This window comes from Plantibacter sp. CFBP 8804 (genome assembly GCF_014841225.1).
GTDB classification, from domain to species: domain Bacteria; phylum Actinomycetota; class Actinomycetes; order Actinomycetales; family Microbacteriaceae; genus Plantibacter; species Plantibacter auratus.
In genome coordinates, this window is sequence record NZ_JACYTU010000005.1 from 91,908 (window position 1) to 108,136 (window position 16,229).

At 69.8% G+C, this 16,229-nt stretch carries 14 protein-coding genes and 2 tRNA genes; 10 read left to right on the forward strand and 6 right to left on the reverse strand.

The features are described from left to right. Window positions 1-45: 45 nt before the first annotated feature. Window positions 46-1,782, reverse strand: a complete 1,737-nt coding sequence (gene poxB, locus IFU11_RS11670; protein ID WP_192019037.1) for a ubiquinone-dependent pyruvate dehydrogenase — start codon at window positions 1,780-1,782, stop codon at window positions 46-48. A 244-nt stretch (window positions 1,783-2,026) separates the two neighbouring features. Here poxB and IFU11_RS11675 point away from each other — a divergent pair, with 244 nt between their 5' ends. From IFU11_RS11675 to treZ, 4 genes are all read left to right on the forward strand, one after another. Next, window positions 2,027-3,088 (forward strand): serine/threonine-protein kinase, encoded by a 1,062-nt coding sequence (locus IFU11_RS11675; protein WP_159453425.1) that lies wholly within the window; start codon window positions 2,027-2,029, stop codon window positions 3,086-3,088. 94 nt (window positions 3,089-3,182) lie between these two features. Then, window positions 3,183-5,231: a glycogen debranching protein GlgX gene (glgX, locus tag IFU11_RS11680; protein ID WP_192019038.1), complete on the forward strand. Its 2,049-nt coding sequence runs from the start codon at window positions 3,183-3,185 to the stop codon at window positions 5,229-5,231. After that, window positions 5,228-7,582 carry a malto-oligosyltrehalose synthase gene (gene treY, locus IFU11_RS11685; protein ID WP_192019039.1) on the forward strand — a complete coding sequence of 785 codons (2,355 nt, stop codon included), beginning with the start codon at window positions 5,228-5,230 and terminating at the stop codon, window positions 7,580-7,582. The genes glgX and treY overlap by 4 nt, the downstream gene beginning before the upstream one ends. A 5-nt stretch (window positions 7,583-7,587) precedes the next feature. Further along, complete coding sequence (gene treZ / locus IFU11_RS11690; protein WP_191941793.1) at window positions 7,588-9,363, forward strand: malto-oligosyltrehalose trehalohydrolase; 1,776 nt, start codon at window positions 7,588-7,590, stop codon at window positions 9,361-9,363. A 201-nt stretch (window positions 9,364-9,564) separates the two neighbouring features. Here the strand turns inward: treZ and IFU11_RS11695 are convergent, their stop codons facing one another. Continuing rightward, complete coding sequence (locus IFU11_RS11695; protein ID WP_192019040.1) at window positions 9,565-11,349, reverse strand: glycoside hydrolase family 13 protein; 1,785 nt, start codon at window positions 11,347-11,349, stop codon at window positions 9,565-9,567. A 138-nt stretch (window positions 11,350-11,487) separates the two neighbouring features. On the opposite strand from IFU11_RS11695, the gene IFU11_RS11700 reads away from it, so the two are divergent. The 4 genes from IFU11_RS11700 (at window position 11,488) to IFU11_RS11715 (ending at window position 13,148) form a co-directional block, all read left to right on the forward strand. After that, window positions 11,488-11,865 (forward strand): PGPGW domain-containing protein, encoded by a 378-nt coding sequence (locus tag IFU11_RS11700; RefSeq protein WP_192019041.1) that lies wholly within the window; start codon window positions 11,488-11,490, stop codon window positions 11,863-11,865. Between the two features lie 259 nt (window positions 11,866-12,124). Next, window positions 12,125-12,877: a lytic transglycosylase domain-containing protein gene (locus tag IFU11_RS11705; protein WP_371742772.1), complete on the forward strand. Its 753-nt coding sequence runs from the start codon at window positions 12,125-12,127 to the stop codon at window positions 12,875-12,877. Between the two features lie 80 nt (window positions 12,878-12,957). Continuing rightward, window positions 12,958-13,029 (forward strand) — tRNA-Thr (locus IFU11_RS11710). Between the two features lie 42 nt (window positions 13,030-13,071). Further along, a tRNA-Met gene (locus tag IFU11_RS11715) sits at window positions 13,072-13,148 on the forward strand. 99 nt (window positions 13,149-13,247) lie between these two features. On the opposite strand, the gene IFU11_RS11720 is transcribed toward IFU11_RS11715, so the two are convergent. Next, window positions 13,248-13,580 (reverse strand): hypothetical protein, encoded by a 333-nt coding sequence (locus tag IFU11_RS11720; protein ID WP_192019042.1) that lies wholly within the window; start codon window positions 13,578-13,580, stop codon window positions 13,248-13,250. A gap of 26 nt (window positions 13,581-13,606) precedes the next feature. Here IFU11_RS11720 and IFU11_RS11725 point away from each other — a divergent pair, with 26 nt between their 5' ends. Next, entirely contained in the window at window positions 13,607-13,999 is a 393-nt protein-coding gene (locus IFU11_RS11725; RefSeq protein ID WP_371742773.1) for a nucleotidyltransferase family protein, read from the forward strand. Between the two features lie 39 nt (window positions 14,000-14,038). Here IFU11_RS11725 and IFU11_RS11730 read toward each other — a convergent pair whose 3' ends face one another. Both IFU11_RS11730 and IFU11_RS11735 read right to left on the reverse strand, forming a co-directional pair. After that, on the reverse strand, window positions 14,039-14,518 hold the full coding sequence (locus tag IFU11_RS11730) for a DUF3592 domain-containing protein (protein WP_192019043.1): 480 nt from the start codon (window positions 14,516-14,518) through the stop codon (window positions 14,039-14,041). A gap of 55 nt (window positions 14,519-14,573) precedes the next feature. Further along, complete coding sequence (locus IFU11_RS11735; RefSeq protein WP_191941788.1) at window positions 14,574-15,101, reverse strand: hypothetical protein; 528 nt, start codon at window positions 15,099-15,101, stop codon at window positions 14,574-14,576. A gap of 129 nt (window positions 15,102-15,230) precedes the next feature. Between IFU11_RS11735 and IFU11_RS11740 the strand changes: the two genes are divergently transcribed. Continuing rightward, window positions 15,231-15,602 carry a PH domain-containing protein gene (locus IFU11_RS11740; protein ID WP_191941787.1) on the forward strand — a complete coding sequence of 124 codons (372 nt, stop codon included), beginning with the start codon at window positions 15,231-15,233 and terminating at the stop codon, window positions 15,600-15,602. A gap of 31 nt (window positions 15,603-15,633) precedes the next feature. On the opposite strand, the gene IFU11_RS11745 is transcribed toward IFU11_RS11740, so the two are convergent. Then, window positions 15,634-16,212 (reverse strand): hypothetical protein, encoded by a 579-nt coding sequence (locus IFU11_RS11745; RefSeq protein WP_192019044.1) that lies wholly within the window; start codon window positions 16,210-16,212, stop codon window positions 15,634-15,636. Between the last annotated feature and the right edge of the window lie 17 nt (window positions 16,213-16,229).

Sequence of the window (16,229 nt, forward strand, 5' to 3'; positions counted from 1 at the left end):
TCTACCCGGCGGTCCCTGGATACCGCGGGGGAATCCGGCCGTCGCTCAGTGACCGGGCAGGATGCGGCGAAGCAGGTTCGTGTTCGCGAGGTCGAGCAGTTCGTCGCCGCGGCCCGACATGACCGTCCGGAGCGCGTACAGGGTGAACCCCTTCATCTGCTCGGCGGTGATCGTCGGCGGGATCGACAGTTCCTGCCTGGCGGTCACGACGTCGACGAGCGCCGGACCGTCGTGATCGAAGGCCCGACGGATGGCGCCCTCCAACTCGCTCGCCCGCTCGACGCGTTCGCCGTGGATCCCCATGCCCTCCGCCACACGCGAGAAGTCGGGGTTCACAAGGTCGGTGCCGAAGTTGACGAACCCGGCGGCCTTCATCTCCAGCTCCACGAAGTTGAGCGAGGAGTTGTTGATGACGATGATCTTCACGGGCAGCTTGTTCTGGGTGAGCGAGATGAGTTCGCCGAGCAGCATGGTGAGTCCGCCGTCGCCCGCGAGCGCGATGACCTGGCGGCCGGGGTGGGACGCCTGGGCTCCGAGACCGTGGGAGACGGCGTTCGCCATGCTGCCGTGGCTGAACGAGCCGATGAGTCGGCGCCGCCCGTTCATGGTGAGGTAGCGCGACGCCCAGACGACGGGGGAGCCGACGTCGGGGATGAACACGGCGTCGTCCGTCGCCAGCTGGTCGACGACCTTCGCGAGGTACTGCGGGTGGATCGCCTGGCCGTCGTGGTCCGCGGTCGCGAGGTCGTCGAGGCCCTTCCGCGAGCTGCGGTAGTGCTTGAGCGACTCCTCCAGGTGCTTGCGGTGCGTCTTGCGCTCGAGCTTCGGCAGCAGCGCCTCGAGCGTGTCCCGGACGGTCCCGACGAGCGGCAGGTCGACCGGGTGACGCCGGCCGATCTGCTCACCGCGGATGTCGACCTGGATGACGGTCGCGTGCTCGGGGAAGAACTGCGGATAGGGGAAGTCGGTGCCCAGCATGAGGAGGACGTCGCACGAGAGCATGGCGTGGTAGCCGCTGGCGAACCCGAGGAGGCCGGTCATGCCGACGTCGAACGGGTTGTCGTACTCGACGTGCTCCTTGCCGCGCAGGGCGTGGACGATGGGGGCGCCGAGCGCGTCCGCGGTCGCGATGAGCTGCTCGTGCGCTCCGGCGACTCCGGCTCCGGCAAGGATGGTGACCCGCTTGCCGCCGTTGAGCAGTTGAGCGGCCTCGTCGAGTTCGTGCTCCGACGGCAGGATCCGGGGTCGCGTCGCCCGGATGGCGGCGACGTGCTCCGATACCGCGTGCTGGAGCATGACGTCGCCCGGGACGACCACGACGGCCACGCCGCGGCGCTCGACCGCGGTGCGCATCGCGATCTCGAGCACCCGCGGCAGTTGCTCCGGCTGGGAGACGAGTTCCACGTAGACGCTGCACTCACGGAACAGCTCCTGCGGGTGGGTCTCCTGGAAGTAGGTGGTCCCGATCTCGGAGCTCGGGATGTGGGCGGCGATCGCGAGCACCGGTACCCGTGAGCGGTTCGCGTCGAAGAGGCCGTTGATGAGGTGCAGGTTGCCGGGACCGCAGCTCGCCGCGACGACCGCCAGCTCGCCGGTCAGCTCCGCTTCCGCCGCCGCGGCGAAGGCGGCCGCCTCCTCGTGGCGCACGTGCACCCAGTCGATGCCGCCGGAGGAGCGGAGAGCATCGGTGAAGCCGTTCAGGGAGTCGCCGGGGAGGCCGTAGACGCGTTGTACACCGCTGGCCTGGAGGGTGGCGACGACGGTTTCAGCGACAGTGGACATGGGTGCTCCTCGCAGCAGACGACTCGGCCCGGGTTCCCCGGCCCTCTCCATGGTCCTCGTCGCGGTTCGGGGCCCGCAAGGCAGCATCGGGGTCTTGCAGACGCCTACCAGGTGCGCTAGCCGTTCTCAACACTCCGACACGAATCCGCCTGAACGACGAACGCCTTGTAACGTGGTTGCTGGAACAGCCTGCCGAGAACACGGTGGCGCGGCCAACATCGACTGCACCGTGAAGGGGGCGGCCGTGAGCGACTCTCTGCACCGACCGCCGGCACACGCCGGATCGATCACCGATCCAGCTGCGATGTTCACCGAGCACACCGAGACGGTCGTCACCGGCGTCAGCCTGTCGAACGGGCGTTACAGCATCGGTGAGCAGCTCGGCTCCGGCGGGTCCGCCAACGTCTACCGCGCACGCGACGAGCTGCTCTCGCGCCCCGTCGCCGTGAAGCTCTTCCGCGACGAGGCCGCGACCGCGAACGACCGGCTGCGTCAGGAGCGGGAGATCCGTCTGCTCGGGGAACTCCGCCACCCGGGCCTCGTCGAGCTCTACGACTCCGGTTCCGTCGTCCACCGCGGCGTCGAGCACCGGTTCCTCGTCATGGAGTACATCCCGGGCGCCACGCTCACCGACAAGCTGCAGGCCGGCCCGATGCTCCCGCGTGACGCAGCCGCCCTCGGTGCGCAGGTCGCCGACGCGCTGTCCTTCATCCACACGCGGTCGATCGTGCACCGCGACATCAAGCCCGACAACATGCTCTTCAGCGACATCGCCGCGTTCGGCCACGCGAACCTCGTGAAGCTGTCCGACTTCGGGATCGCGCACTTCGTGGGCGGGTCGCGCCTCACGAACACCGAGGCCATCTCCGGCACGGCGTCCTACCTCTCGCCCGAGCAGGCGCTCGGCGACACCGTCGGCACCGAGACGGACATCTACTCGCTCGGACTCGTCCTGCTCGAGGCCGTCACCGGGCGCCGGGAGTTCGACGGCGGTCTCGTCGAGGCCGCCATCGCACGCCTGCACCGTGACCCAGTGATCCCGCCCGAGCTCCCCGCCGCCTGGCACCCGCTGCTGCGGTCGATGACCGCCCGCAAGCCGGAGGACCGACCCGCCGCCCACGAGGTCGCGGCCAGCCTGCGCGAGATCTGGTCGGAGTCGCGCGTGCGCCGGGTCCGTCGGGTGCGTGCACGGCTCGGTCTCGTCGTCGACCAGGGCGTCGACCCGCGGATCGCGTTGCTCCTCGCCGCCGCGACGGCCGCCGCGGGGCTCGCCATCGGTGTCGCGATCGGCATCTTCGCCTTCTGATCGGCCCATTACCACGTTTCGTCCGGATCCGGGGAAGTCATCCGGCCGGTGTACCGTCTCAACAACGATCGATCCCTTCGAGTGAAAGGGCGCCATGACGCTCTCGACCCCCTATCCGCTCGGCGTCACCCTTCGGGGCGATGGTGCGAACGTCGCCATCTACTCGGAGACCGCCGACGCCGTCACCGTGTGCATCTTCCCCCAGGGCGGGGAAGAACAGCAGACGCGCCTCGAACAGCGCACCGGACACGTGTTCCACGGACTGGTGGAGGGCCTCGTCCCCGGGACGCGGTACGGCATCCGCGTCGACGGCCCCTGGGACCCGGCGAACGGTCTCCGGCACAACCCGGCGAAGGTGCTGCTCGACCCGCACGCGACGGCGGTCACGGGGCGATACGACCTCGGCCAGGCGCAGTTCAGCCACCGTCTCGACGCGCCGGAGACGATGGACGACACCGACTCCGCAGGCCACGTCGCGCTCGGCGTGGTCACCGACCCGTCCTCGTTCGACTGGGACGCCGACGGACAGGACGTCGCCCCGCGCATCCCGCTCGCCGAGACGATCGTGTACGAGGTCCACGTGAAGGGCTTCACCAAGCAGCTCGCCGAGGTGCCCGAGGAGATCCGCGGCACCTACGCCGGTCTCGCCCACCCGGCGGCCATCCGCTACCTCACCGACCTCGGCGTGACCGCGGTCGAACTCCTCCCCGTGCACCAGTTCGTGCAGGACAGCCACCTCGAGGAGAAGGGCCTCCGCAACTACTGGGGCTACAACTCGATCGGCTTCTTCGCCCCGCACGGCGAGTACGCGGCCGCCGGCGACACCGGTGGGCAGGTCGACGAGTTCAAGGCCATGGTCAAGGCGATGCACGCCGCCGGCCTCGAGGTCATCCTCGACGTCGTCTACAACCACACGGCCGAGGGCAACCACATGGGCCCGACCCTGTCGTTCAAGGGCATCGACAACGCGGCCTACTACCGTCTCGTCGACGAGGACCGCGAGCACTACTTCGACACCACCGGCACGGGCAACAGCGTCAACGTCGGACACCCTGCGGCGCTCGGCCTCATCATGGACTCCCTGCGCTACTGGGTGACCGAGATGCACGTCGACGGCTTCCGCTTCGACCTCGCGACGACGCTCACCCGCCAGGACGGCTCCGCCGAGATCCACAGCGCGTTCCTGTCGCTCATCGAGCAGGACCCGGTCCTCGCCCCGATCAAGATGATCGCGGAGCCGTGGGACACCGCCGGCTACCAGGTCGGTGGCTTCCCCGCGAGCTGGTCCGAGTGGAACGGGAAGTTCCGCGACGACGTGCGCGACTTCTGGAACGGCGCCGACAGCGTGCTCGGCACCATGTCGCAGCGCGTCCTCGGCAGCCCGGACGTCTACGAGGCGTCCCGACGCTCGCCGCTGTCCAGCGTCAACTTCGTCACCGCGCACGACGGCTTCACCCTCGCCGACCTCACGGCGTACTCGATGAAGCACAACGCGGCGAACGGCGAGGACAACAACGACGGCGAGAGCGACAACCGCTCCAGCAACAACGGTGCGGAGGGTCCGACGGACGACCCCGCCGTGAACGCGCGCCGCGACCGCCAGCGTCGCAACTTCCTCGCGACGGTCCTGCTGTCGGCCGGTGTCCCGATGATCCTCGGCGGCGACGAGATCGCCCGCACCCAGGGCGGCAACAACAACGCCTACTGCCAGGACAACGAGGTGTCGTGGTTCGACTGGGAGCACGCCGACCACGACCTCCTCGGCTTCACGAAGCGGCTGATCGCCCTGCGCCTCGCCGAGCCGGCCCTGCGACCCGACTGGTTCCGCCAGGGTCCGGGCTCCAAAGCCGACGACCGGGTCTTCATCACCCGGTCCGATGACGAACCCTTCGCCGACGAGGACTGGGACAACCCCGACGCCCGGTCGATCACCTTCGTGTTCCGTCACGCCGGATCGGCCTCGTTCGCCCTGCTGCTCAACGCGGCCGAGAACGGCGTGGAGTTCAGCCTGCCGAAGGCTCCCGGCCTGCCGTGGACGCTCGTCGAGTCGAGTGACCCGGAGCAGATGCTCGCCGAGGGGTCGACGACGGTGATCGTGCAGGGGACCTCCTTCACCCTCCTGCGATCGGGGGTCGCATCATGACCGACGTGTCCGGCGGCGGGCCACAGCGTTCCGCCGTGCCCGTCTCGACCTACCGCCTCCAACTGACCGCCGACTTCCGGCTGCAGGACGCCGCGGCGCTCGTCGACTACCTCCAGGCCCTCGGCGCCGACTGGGTCTACCTGTCGCCGATCCTCCGCGCGGAACCCGGATCCACCCACGGCTACGACGTCGTCGACCACACCGAGGTCGACCCGGAACGCGGCGGTGCCGACGGGCTCACGGCGCTCGCCGAAGCGGCCCATTCGGCGGGCCTCGGCGTCCTCATCGACACCGTCCCCAACCACATGGGCGTCGCGACACCGGTGGAGAACGCCTGGTGGTGGGACCTGCTCCAGCATGGCCGGGACGCGGAGCACGCCGCGGCGTTCGACGTCGACTGGGAGGCCGGCGACGGTCGGATCCGGGTGCCGATCCTCGGCGACGACGAGGACGGCCGCAGTGCGCTCGACGACCTCAGCATCGAGGACGGCGAACTCCGCTACTTCGACCACCGACTGCCCATCGCTCCCGGGACGGCCGACGACGACGCGAGCCCGCGCGAGGTGCACGACCGGCAGCACTACGAACTCGTCAACTGGCGCCGCGCCGACAGCGAGCTGAACTACCGACGGTTCTTCGCCGTCAACACGCTCGCCGCGATCCGGGTCGAGGACCCGGCGGTCTTCGACGGCTCGCACGTCGAGATCGGTCGCTGGTTCGACGACGGCCTCGCCGACGGGATCCGCGTGGACCACCCGGACGGGCTCCTCGACCCCGGTGCCTACCTCGACCGACTGTCCGAGCGCATCGGCGGAGCACCCATCTGGGTGGAGAAGATCCTCGAGGGCGAAGAGGACCTCCCGGCCGAGTGGGCCACGCTCGGCACCACCGGCTACGACGCCCTGGGCGACGTCGACCGGGTGCTCGTCGACCCGACCGGTCTGCCGACGCTCGGTCAGCTCGCGGGGGTCGAGTTGACGCGCGACGCCTGGGACGACCTCGTGCACACCACGAAGCGGGGCATCGCCGACGGGATCCTCGGGTCCGAGGTCCGCCGCCTCGCGAGGCTCGTCCCCGAGGTGCCGGACGCCGTCGACGCGCTCGCCGAGATCCTGACCGCGTTCCCCGTCTACCGTTCCTACCTGCCGCTCGGCGACGAGTACCTGGACGCCGCACTCGACGAGGCGGAGACCCGTCGGCCGGAGCTCGCCGACGCCTTCGCCGCCTTGGCTCCCCGCCTGCGCAGCGCGACCGATCCGCTCGCCGCGCGCTTCCAGCAGACCTCGGGCATGGTGATGGCGAAGGGCGTCGAGGACACCGCGTTCTACCGCTACACGGCGCTCACCTCGCTGACCGAGGTCGGCGGAGACCCCGCCGAGACCGACATCAGCGTCGCCGAGTTCCACCACCGCCAGGCGCGGCGGCAGGCGGAATGGCCGTCCTCGATGACGACGCTCAGCACGCACGACACGAAGCGCAGCGAGGACGTCCGTGCCCGCATCGACGCGCTGAGTGAGGTCGCGGACCGGTGGGCGGAGCACGCCGTCGCCCTCCACACCTCGAACGGCTTCCCCGACCGGCAGCTCGAGCAGCTGGTCTGGCAGGCGGCCGTCGGTGCCTGGCCGATCGAGCGCGAACGACTGCACGCCTACGTCGAGAAGGCCGCCCGCGAGGCCGGCGACTCGACCACCTGGACCGCACCGGACGAGATGTTCGAGGCCGCCCTGCACGCCGCGGTCGACGGACTGTACGACAGCCGTCGTGCGAACGCCGCGCTGCTCGACGCCGTCGCGGACGTCGAGGCGGCCGGATGGTCGAACAGTCTGGTCGCCAAGGCGATCCAGCTGACGATGCCCGGCGTGCCGGACGTGTACCAGGGCAGCGAGCTCTGGGACCGATCGCTCGTGGACCCCGACAACCGTCGCCCGGTCGACTACGCCGAGCGTCGTGCGGTGCTCGCCCGTCTCGACGAGGGTTGGCTGCCGCCGGTCGACGCGGACGGAGCGGCGAAGCTGCTCGTGACCAGCCGGCTCCTCCGCCTGCGACGGGAGCACCCGTCGCGCTTCACCGAGTACACGCCCATCGGGGCGGACGGACCGGCCGCCGACCACGTCGTCGCGTTCTCGCGCGGTGGCGTGACCACGGTCGCGACCCGGCTCTCGCTCCGGCTCGCGGAGCACGGTGGCTGGAAGTCGACCACGGTCACCCTGCCGGAAGGCCGGCTCGTCGACGTGCTGACCGGCCGTGAGTTGCAGGGCGGAGAGGTCCGCCTCGCGGCGCTGCTGGAGCAGTATCCCGTCGCCGTCCTCACACGGCCCGACGATGCGGCCGAGGCCGCGAGCGAGGAGTGAGCACGATGACGACCAGCACCACGAGTCCGGCCGACGGGTTCCGCGTCTGGGCACCCGAGGCCCAGCGCGTCGACCTCGTCCTGGGCGGTGAGCAGCACCCGATGGACCGCGACGTCGCCGAGGGGTGGTGGATCGCGCTCGACGGTGCCGAGCCCCGCGCGGCGGTCGTTGACAGCGACTACCGCTACCTCGTCGACGGTGAGGGTCCGTTCGCCGATCCGCGCTCGCGTCGGCAGCCGGAGGGCGTCCACGGCCCGTCCCGCGTCGTCGCATCCGACCCCGTGCCGTGCGACGGGACCGGCTGGCGGGGTCGCTCGCTCATCGGTGCCGTGCTCTACGAACTCCACATCGGCACCTTCACCGAGGCCGCCACCTTCGACGGCGCGATCGAACGGCTCGACGACCTGGTCGAGCTCGGTGTCGACGCCGTCGAGATCCTGCCGGTCAACGCGTTCAACGGTGTCTGGAACTGGGGCTACGACGGCGTCTTCTGGTCGGCGGTCCACGAGGCCTACGGCGGACCGGACGGCTACCGTCGCTTCGTCGCCGCGTGCCATGAGCGCGGGCTCGCCGTCATCCAGGACGTCGTGTACAACCACCTCGGTCCCTCCGGCAACGTCCTGCCCCGCTTCGGCCCCTACCTCGCGGACGGCGCCGGCAACACCTGGGGCGACAGCCTCAACCTCGACGGGCCGGACTCCGACGAGGTGCGTCGGTACATCATCGACAGCGCGCTGCTGTGGTTCGAGGAGTACGGGGTGGACGGCCTGCGCCTCGATGCGGTTCACGCCCTGCACGACACCCGTGCGATCCACCTCCTCGAGGAACTCGACGCCGCGGTCGATGCGCTCAGCGCCGACCTCGACCGGCCGTTCACGCTGATCGCCGAGTCGGATCTGAACGACCCGAAGCTCATCACGCCCCGGGGCCCCGGCGGTGCTGGCGGGTACGGCCTCGACGCGCAGTGGAGCGACGACTTCCACCACGCGCTCCATGTCGCGCTCACCGGCGAGGTGTCCGGCTACTACGCCGACTTCGCGCCGCTCGGTGCACTCGGCAAGGTCATGGAGGAGGGGTTCTTCCACAACGGCACGTGGTCGAGCTTCCGCAAGCGCCACCACGGCCGCCGCATCGACCTCGAACGGACGCCGAGCTGGCGGCTCGTCGTGTCCGACCAGAACCACGACCAGATCGGGAACCGGGCGACAGGCGACCGGCTGGCCGCGACGCTCGACGACGGGCAACTCGCCATCGCCGCCGCCGTCACGCTGCTGGGGCCGTTCACCCCGATGCTGTTCATGGGGGAGGAGTGGGCCGCCTCCACGCCCTGGCAGTTCTTCACCTCGCACCCGGAGCCCGAGCTCGGTGAGGCGACGGCGAAGGGCCGGATCGCCGAGTTCGCCCGGATGGGTTGGAACGAGGCCGACGTGCCGGATCCGCAGGATCCCGAGACCTATCGTCGGTCGGTGCTCGACTGGTCGGAGCGATCCGGTGGACGGCACGCGGCGCTGCTGACCTGGTACCGACGGGTGATCGAGCTGCGACGGACGGTCCCGGCGTTCACCGATCCGGCCTTCGCCGACACGACGGCGATCGTCGACGAGGCGACCGGCTCGTTCGTCCTGCGTCGTGGCTCGGCCACCCTGGCGGTCAACTTCGGGACGGAACCGGTCGAGCTCGCACTGCGGGTCGGCGAACTCCTCGACAGCTTCGGTGAGGTCGTCACGACGGACGGATCACTCCGGCTCGGCGCCCACGCGGTCGCGATCCTCCACCACTGACCTGACGGCCCTCGGGCCAGCGCGGTGCGCTGACGCGAGCGCGGGTCTACGGCGTGAGCGCGCCCCTCCAGAGGGGCGCGCTCACGCGCACGCCCCGCGGTGGGGCCGATTCCGGCGCGCTCACGTCAGTGCACCGCGCCGGCGCCGAAACGCCCGCGGTCACGTCGGCGCACCGCGCTGGCACACCGGCCGCGGAGTGTCTCAGCCGACGGGCAGGGTCGACGGCGTCGTGAACCAGACCGTCGTGTCGCCGTGGATGGTGCTGCCGTCGAAGGGTCCGCTCGCGACGAGCACGGACGAGTCCGCGAGCGACGAGGGGACGGCGATGTCGTCGGCACCGGTGTTCGCGACGACCGTGACCGCGCCGTTGGTCAGCGCGAGGATGGTGTCGGGAGCCCCCTCGATCCAAGCGATCGAACCGAGCCCCAGCGTGTGCTCGCGGCGCAGACGGAGCAGCGTGCGGTACAGCTCCAGGGTCGAACCGGGGATGCCGGCCTGTGCGTCGCGCGAGTAGTCGTTCCAGTCGTCGGGCTGCGGCAGCCAGGACTCGCCGGTCGTGTTGAAGCCGTAGGCCGGGTGGCCGGCCTCCCACGGGATCGGCACGCGGCAGCCGTCGCGGCCGTACCGCTCGTGGTTCGTGCGGAACCACGTCGGGTCCTGTCGGGCGTCATCCGGCAGGTCGATGACCTCGGGGAGCCCGAGCTCCTCGCCTTGATAGAGGTACGCTCCGCCGGGCAGGCTCAGCATGAGGGCGGTCGCCGCCCTGGCCCGCTGCAGCCCGAGCGCCCGATCCGGCTGGCCGGGGGTGTTCGGACCGACGCCGTAGCCCTGGGGGTTCTCCTCCGTGAGCGCGAGGCGGGACGCGTGCCGGACGACGTCGTGGTTGGACAGCACCCACGTGCTCGGAGCGCCGACCTGCGCGAACGCCCGCAGCGACTCGCCGATGACCGCCTTGAGGTCCGCCGCATTCCAGGGGGTCTCGAGGTACGGGAAGTTGAACGCCTGCTGCATCTCGTCGGGGCGCACCCACAGGGCCATCTTGTCGAGCGGGTCGACCCAGGCCTCGGCGCACAGCACACGGTCGCCGTCGTACGTCTCCAGGAGCTCGTGCCAGTCGCGGTAGATCTCGTGCACGCCGTCCTGACCCCAGTAGGGCGCGGTCTCCGGCCACGAGGCGGGCCCCGTGCTGATGCCGGGTTCGAGCGCGACGCCCGCCGAGGCGCCACCCATGCTGCCGCCCTCGGCCGGTGGGGTGTAGTCGGGCAGGCCGTCGGCCTTGATCATGCCGTGCGCCACGTCGACGCGGAACCCGTCGACGCCGCGGTCGAGCCAGAACCGGAGGACGTCGCGGAACTGCTCGCGGACCCACGGGTTCGTCCAGTCGAAGTCGGGCTGCGAGGAGTCGAAGATGTGCAGGTACCACTGGCCAGGCGTGCCGTCGGCCTCGGTGACGCGCGTCCAGGCCGGACCGCCGAAGACGGACTCCCAGTTGTTGGGGGCGATCTCGCCGTGCTCGCCCTTGCCGTCGCGGAACATGTACCGGGCGCGCTCCGCCGAGCCGGGCCCGGCCGCGAGGGCTTCCTGGAACCAGCGGTGGGCGCTCGAGGAGTGGTTGGGGACGAGGTCGACGATGACGCGGATGCCGGCAGCGTGCGCAGTGGCGGTCATCGCGTCGAAGTCGGCGAGCGTGCCGAAGATGGGGTCGACGTCGCAGTAGTCGGCGACGTCGTAGCCGGCGTCCTTCTGCGGGCTCGTCATGAACGGGGACAGCCAGATGGCGTCGACGCCGAGCTCCTGCAGGGCGCCGAGGCGGGAGGTGATCCCGGGCAGGTCGCCGAGGCCGTCGCCGTTCGCGTCCGCGAAGGATCGCGGGTAGATCTGGTAGATGACGGCGGAGCGCCACCACTCCGAACCGGGGGTGGAGCCTCCTGCGGGGGAGGCGTGCTGAGCTGCGGTCGCCGACGTGGTCGGGAGGGCGGAGTCCATGTCGCTACCCTAGGCCATTCACGGGGCCTGTCGCCGCTCGTGGACTGGCCAGCGCGGTGTCGCCAGGGCGGGCGCGCGGGTGTCGATTCGGACCGGATTCCCGGCCACCGACCCGCCCGGCCTGCTTAGAGTGGGGACATGACCACGGAATCGGACGGCTCGGCCCGCAGCACGGCGAAGCGCGTCGCCGCGCAGGCGGGAGGCATCGCCGGATCAGCGGCCCGGACGACGCGCGGCATCATCCGTCGGAATCCGACCGCGAACCGGGTGTACCGGGCGGGTGTCGGAGTCGTCGGCGGGGGCACCGTGGCGCTCGGCGTGGCCCTGATCCCGCTCCCCGGACCGGGCGCACTGATCGCCGTCGGCGGGCTCGCCGTCCTCGCGTCGGAGTTCGAGGGTGCGAAGCAGGCCAGCACGAAGGCGAATGCCGCCGCCAAGAAGGGCGTCGCCGTCGCCAAAGACCTTCGGGCGAAGCGCCAGGCCAAGCAGGCCGCGAAGGCCACCCAGGAGCACTGAACCTGCGGCGCATCGCTGACCCGGCTCGCGTGGGCGCACCGCGCTGGCACCACCACCCGGCTACGGTGGACCGGTGGGGACGTCGGCGAAGGGGAGTGGAGCCCGCCGGCCCGCACAACGAAAGACCGCAGGGCCCGGACGACGCACGACCAGTGCAGCTCGCTCGACGGGGAAGCCGCGATCCCGGCCGAACCGTGCGCGCAACGGCTCCCGGCGCCCGGCCGCGCTGACACGACGGAACCGGCGGTCGCACGTCCGCGTGGGATGGCTCGTCGCCGGTGGGGCGGTCGCGATCGTCGGCCTCGCCATCGTCATCGCCGCGGTCGTGTGGGGACCGGAGCTCGTCAGTCGGGCGGAAGCGCGGGACTCGACCCTCGGAACCGCGCCCCACGCCGCCGTCGAGGGACCCGGTATCCCGGCCGCGGGCTCGGCCGGTCTGGCGCCGGCGGCCATCACCGACCGGGTGGATCGTGCCTGGGCGACGGCCACGGCGCTCCGCCTCGGCATCCCCGAGCGCGCGATGGTCGCCTATGCCGGTGCGGCACTCGCCGTCGCCGAGGGGCAACCGGGCTGCGGGATCGCCTGGAACACGCTGGCCGCGCTCGGCAGCGTCGAGTCCGGGCACGGCACGATCTTCGGCGGTGCGCTCGACGACGCCGGGCGGGCCGTTCCACCCATCGTCGGCCCGGCGCTCACCGGCACCGAGTTCGACGCCGTCACCGACACGGACCGCGGCGCCTTCGACGGCGACGCCAGATGGGATCGCGCGGTCGGGCCGATGCAGTTCATCCCGTCCACCTGGCAGCGGTGGGGCGCGGACGGGAACGGCGACGGCGTCGCGGACCCGCAGCAGATCGACGACGCGGCGCTCGCCGCAGCGCATTACCTGTGCCACGGCGGCCGGGACCTCCGCATCGAGGCCGACTGGATCGCGGCGATCGGCTCGTACAACGGGGCCGCGTCGTACCTGCAGAAGGTCGTCCACGCCGCGGACACCTTCGCCGCGAACTGATCCCGATCCGGTGTACGAAGCACCCCTCGCGGGATGCTAGTCTCTACTGGTGCCATTTCCGCGTGAGCGGTTTGGTTCGCGCTCCGATAGCTCAGTGGTAGAGCACTTCCTTGGTAAGGAAGAGGTCGCGGGTTCAAGTCCCGCTCGGGGCTCGTTCTCTCCGTCACTGCTCTCGCCGGCATACGGAGAGACGTGGCAGGGTAGCTCAGTTGGTGAGAGCGCACGACTCATAATCGTGAGGTCGAGAGTTCGAATCTCTCTCCTGCTACCAGAGCAGCTGTTCAAGAGAGAAGCACCGGAGATTTCTTCGGTGCTTTTCTGTTGGGCCGTGGCGTCCGCTTCTTCGCGCCGACCGCGAGGAGCGGTCCGGTCATCCCAGAGCGTCGTCGAGTTGCCCGAGCCACTGCTGGAACTCGCCCGGACCTGAGAAGTGGACTCCGGCCACCGAAGCGACCTCCTCCGCAGCATCGGGGCCGTCGACGACGAGTGCATACCCGCCGCTATCCAGCGCCACCCTGAACGGAGGCAGGTCCCCACGGTCGTCACCGGCGTATGCGACGACACCCAAGCCATCAGCCCGGATGATTCTGTGCAGCGCCGTCCCTTTGTCCTCATCCAATGGCATCTGCAGCTCTTCGACGCACTTGCCGGGTTCCCGCCTGAGCCCGAATTCGTCGATGATGTGCTCGACGAGCGGCGCCACCAATGGCTCGGCCGCCGCGCGGTCGAGTGCACGGCGCCACCGAGATCGTGACGAGCACGAGCTCGGGCCCTTCCGCCTGCCGCGGCTGGTGCCGAATCGGTACACTTCCCTCCATGACGTCACGGATCTCGGTCGACGCGAGCGCGCTCGGAACAATCTGTCGCGCGCGCGGGGTCGCCAGATTGCGTATCTTCGGCTCCGCCCTGTCCGATCGGTTCGACGACGGCCGGAGCGACGTCGACCTGCTCGTCGAATTCGTGCCGGGGTCGGCAGATCCGTTCGACGCGTACTTCGGTCTTCGAGAGGACCTTGAGTCCTTGTTCGGCCGCCCGGTCGACCTCGTGATGGCTTCCGCTGTTCGGAACCCGTATTTCGCTGCCTCGGCCGACGCTGTCGCAGAAGGTCTGTATGCGGCCTGAATCGGCAGCTCTCCTGTGGGATGCGCGAACAGCGTGGCGTCAGCCCTTCGGAGTCTCGCCGGGCTCGGGTCCCCGTCCCGCACGGAGCAGGACGCCGACGAGCATCGCGGTGCCGATCAGGAGACTCACGCCGGTCAGCACGATACCGATACCGACGACCGAGGTCCCCGGCCCGTCATAGCCCTCGAGCACCGCCGTGCCGGGGTCGTCCGCGCGGTAGATCACCGTGACGACGTCGCCGACGGCGGGTTTGCCGTCGAGGGGCCAGTCCGCCCAGACGCGCTGCTCCGTACCGTCGGGTGCCAGATAGTCGGTCCTGAACCGGTGGTCCGACGCCTTCCTTCCGTCGTCCACCTCGGTGACCGTCCCACTCGTCCGCTCCCCGTTCTGCAACAGGTCACTGTCGGCAGCCATCATGAAGGAACCGACGACCACAGCCACCGGACCGGCCAACAGCATCAAGACGATCGCCAGCGTCTGGAACACCCTGCTGTGCAGGAAGCCCCGTGTGTCGCCCATCGCGCGCTTGCTTGCTGCCATCAGTGCGCCACCGTTCCGATTCGAAGCTCCTGCATCAGTGGTTCCCAGTGAGGGAGAGACTCAGCATGATGATGGCGGGCACGATCAGGCCGATCGCGACGCCACCGGCCGCCGCCCAGAGCCCGATGCTGACGTGAGGGCTCATGCGAGGACGCAGACCGAGTTCCTCGCCGATCTCCTTGATGCGCGCGCGTTCGTTCTCGGGACTGAACGCGATCTCGAACCCGCCGGGGGAGGTCCCGAGCATGATGACCCTGCCGTACCGGACTCGGCCGGACTGCCAGGAGAACGACCAGGAGAGGCGCGGCACGAAGCCGGAGACACCAGCCGACCAGCTCATCCGCTTGACCGTGTCGGTGATGCTGAACCGCCGACGTCGCTCATCGACCCGCACGGTGTAGGTGATGCTGTCGGACACCTCGTTCAGCTGGAGGACGTTCCACCAGCGGGCGTCCGCGAGGTCGTATCCGACCTGGAACCCGTCGGGGAGGCGGGTGACGATGAACGGGGTGTTCTGCAGCTCTGCCTCGACGGCCCACTGATAGTCCTCGAGCACACTCATCGGGTGTCGTCGGTTCCGGGCATGCAGCAAGTATGCCAACGGCGCGGGCCTGCGACGTGATCGACGGATGGGGAGAGGTCCCCATCCCGATGCGACCGCACCACCGCCATCCTCTGCCACACTCAGGCCATGGAAAGCGCACCGATCATGGCCTGGACCCTGCAGAACGAGATCCCGATCCCCGCCGATGTGACACAGCTGCTCGTTCAGGGTGAGCAAGCCGTTGCAGCGTTCAAGACGTTCCGCGACTCCGCGGTGTTCACGACCAAGCGCCTGATCGTGCGCGATGCGCAGGGCATCTCCGGCAAGAAGGTCGAGATCTACTCCTTGCCGTACAGCTCAATCAACATGTGGTCGTCGGAGAACGCCGGAACGCTCGACTGGAATTCCGAGATCGAGCTCTGGACCCGGGCCGGGCACATCAAGGTGAAGCTCGCGAAGGGCGCGGACGTCCGTCGTCTGGACAGCCTCATCGCCTGGGCGGTCCTGCAGTCGCACTAGCTGATCGCATCGGCGGGGGACTGGGACTGCCTCATCGCTCCCAGATGCGACGGTAACCGGGCATGAAGGCGATCATCGCCGCGAGCAGGGTGCCGAGATTGAGGAGTGGCAGGGCAGGTCCGATGGTCCAGGGCGAGTCGGCATAGACCCCCATCAGCATCACCATCCAGGCGCCGATGTTGCCGAGGATGAGCACGATGATGAAGGTGACCGCAGTCGCTCCCGCTCGCGACGAGACCCGCTTGCCCGCGAGCATCGGCGCTGTGCAGATCGTGCCGATGATCACCACGATGAGCACCAGGAACGCGCTCGCGAACAGGATCGAGGCGGCCTCCGGGTCGCCGTCGTCGTCACGATCGGCGAATCCCGCGAGGAAGAAGAACAGGTTGAAGGACTCGGGGTCCTCGTCCGTCTTCGTCTGGGTCGCGTAGGGGACGAACAGCGAGAGGATGAGCGCGATCTCGAGTAGCAGCATGGGGACCGAGATCAGGATCGACTCGATGCCAGCCACGCGCTCCTCGAGCCGGGTACGCGCTGCCTGGGCGGTGACCGACTCGGTGGCGGTCGCTGGTCCCTGACTCGCCGGTCCCTGCTTTGCTGGTTCACTCATCACTGACCCCCGGATCG

Excerpts from the sequence above, each read along its gene's own strand:
- IFU11_RS11695 (WP_192019040.1), bottom strand. The coding sequence starts at position 11,349 with ATGGACTCCGCCCTCCCGACCACGTCGGCGACCGCAGCTCAGCACGCC.
- IFU11_RS11730 (WP_192019043.1), bottom strand. The coding sequence starts at position 14,518 with ATGGGCGACACACGGGGCTTCCTGCACAGCAGGGTGTTCCAGACGCTG.
- IFU11_RS11735 (WP_191941788.1), bottom strand. The coding sequence starts at position 15,101 with ATGAGTGTGCTCGAGGACTATCAGTGGGCCGTCGAGGCAGAGCTGCAG.
- treZ (WP_191941793.1), top strand. The coding sequence starts at position 7,588 with ATGACGACCAGCACCACGAGTCCGGCCGACGGGTTCCGCGTCTGGGCA.
- glgX (WP_192019038.1), top strand. The coding sequence starts at position 3,183 with ATGACGCTCTCGACCCCCTATCCGCTCGGCGTCACCCTTCGGGGCGAT.
- treY (WP_192019039.1), top strand. The coding sequence starts at position 5,228 with ATGACCGACGTGTCCGGCGGCGGGCCACAGCGTTCCGCCGTGCCCGTC.
- poxB (WP_192019037.1), bottom strand. The coding sequence starts at position 1,782 with ATGTCCACTGTCGCTGAAACCGTCGTCGCCACCCTCCAGGCCAGCGGT.
- IFU11_RS11745 (WP_192019044.1), bottom strand. The coding sequence starts at position 16,212 with ATGAGTGAACCAGCAAAGCAGGGACCGGCGAGTCAGGGACCAGCGACC.
- IFU11_RS11740 (WP_191941787.1), top strand. The coding sequence starts at position 15,231 with ATGGAAAGCGCACCGATCATGGCCTGGACCCTGCAGAACGAGATCCCG.
- IFU11_RS11700 (WP_192019041.1), top strand. The coding sequence starts at position 11,488 with ATGACCACGGAATCGGACGGCTCGGCCCGCAGCACGGCGAAGCGCGTC.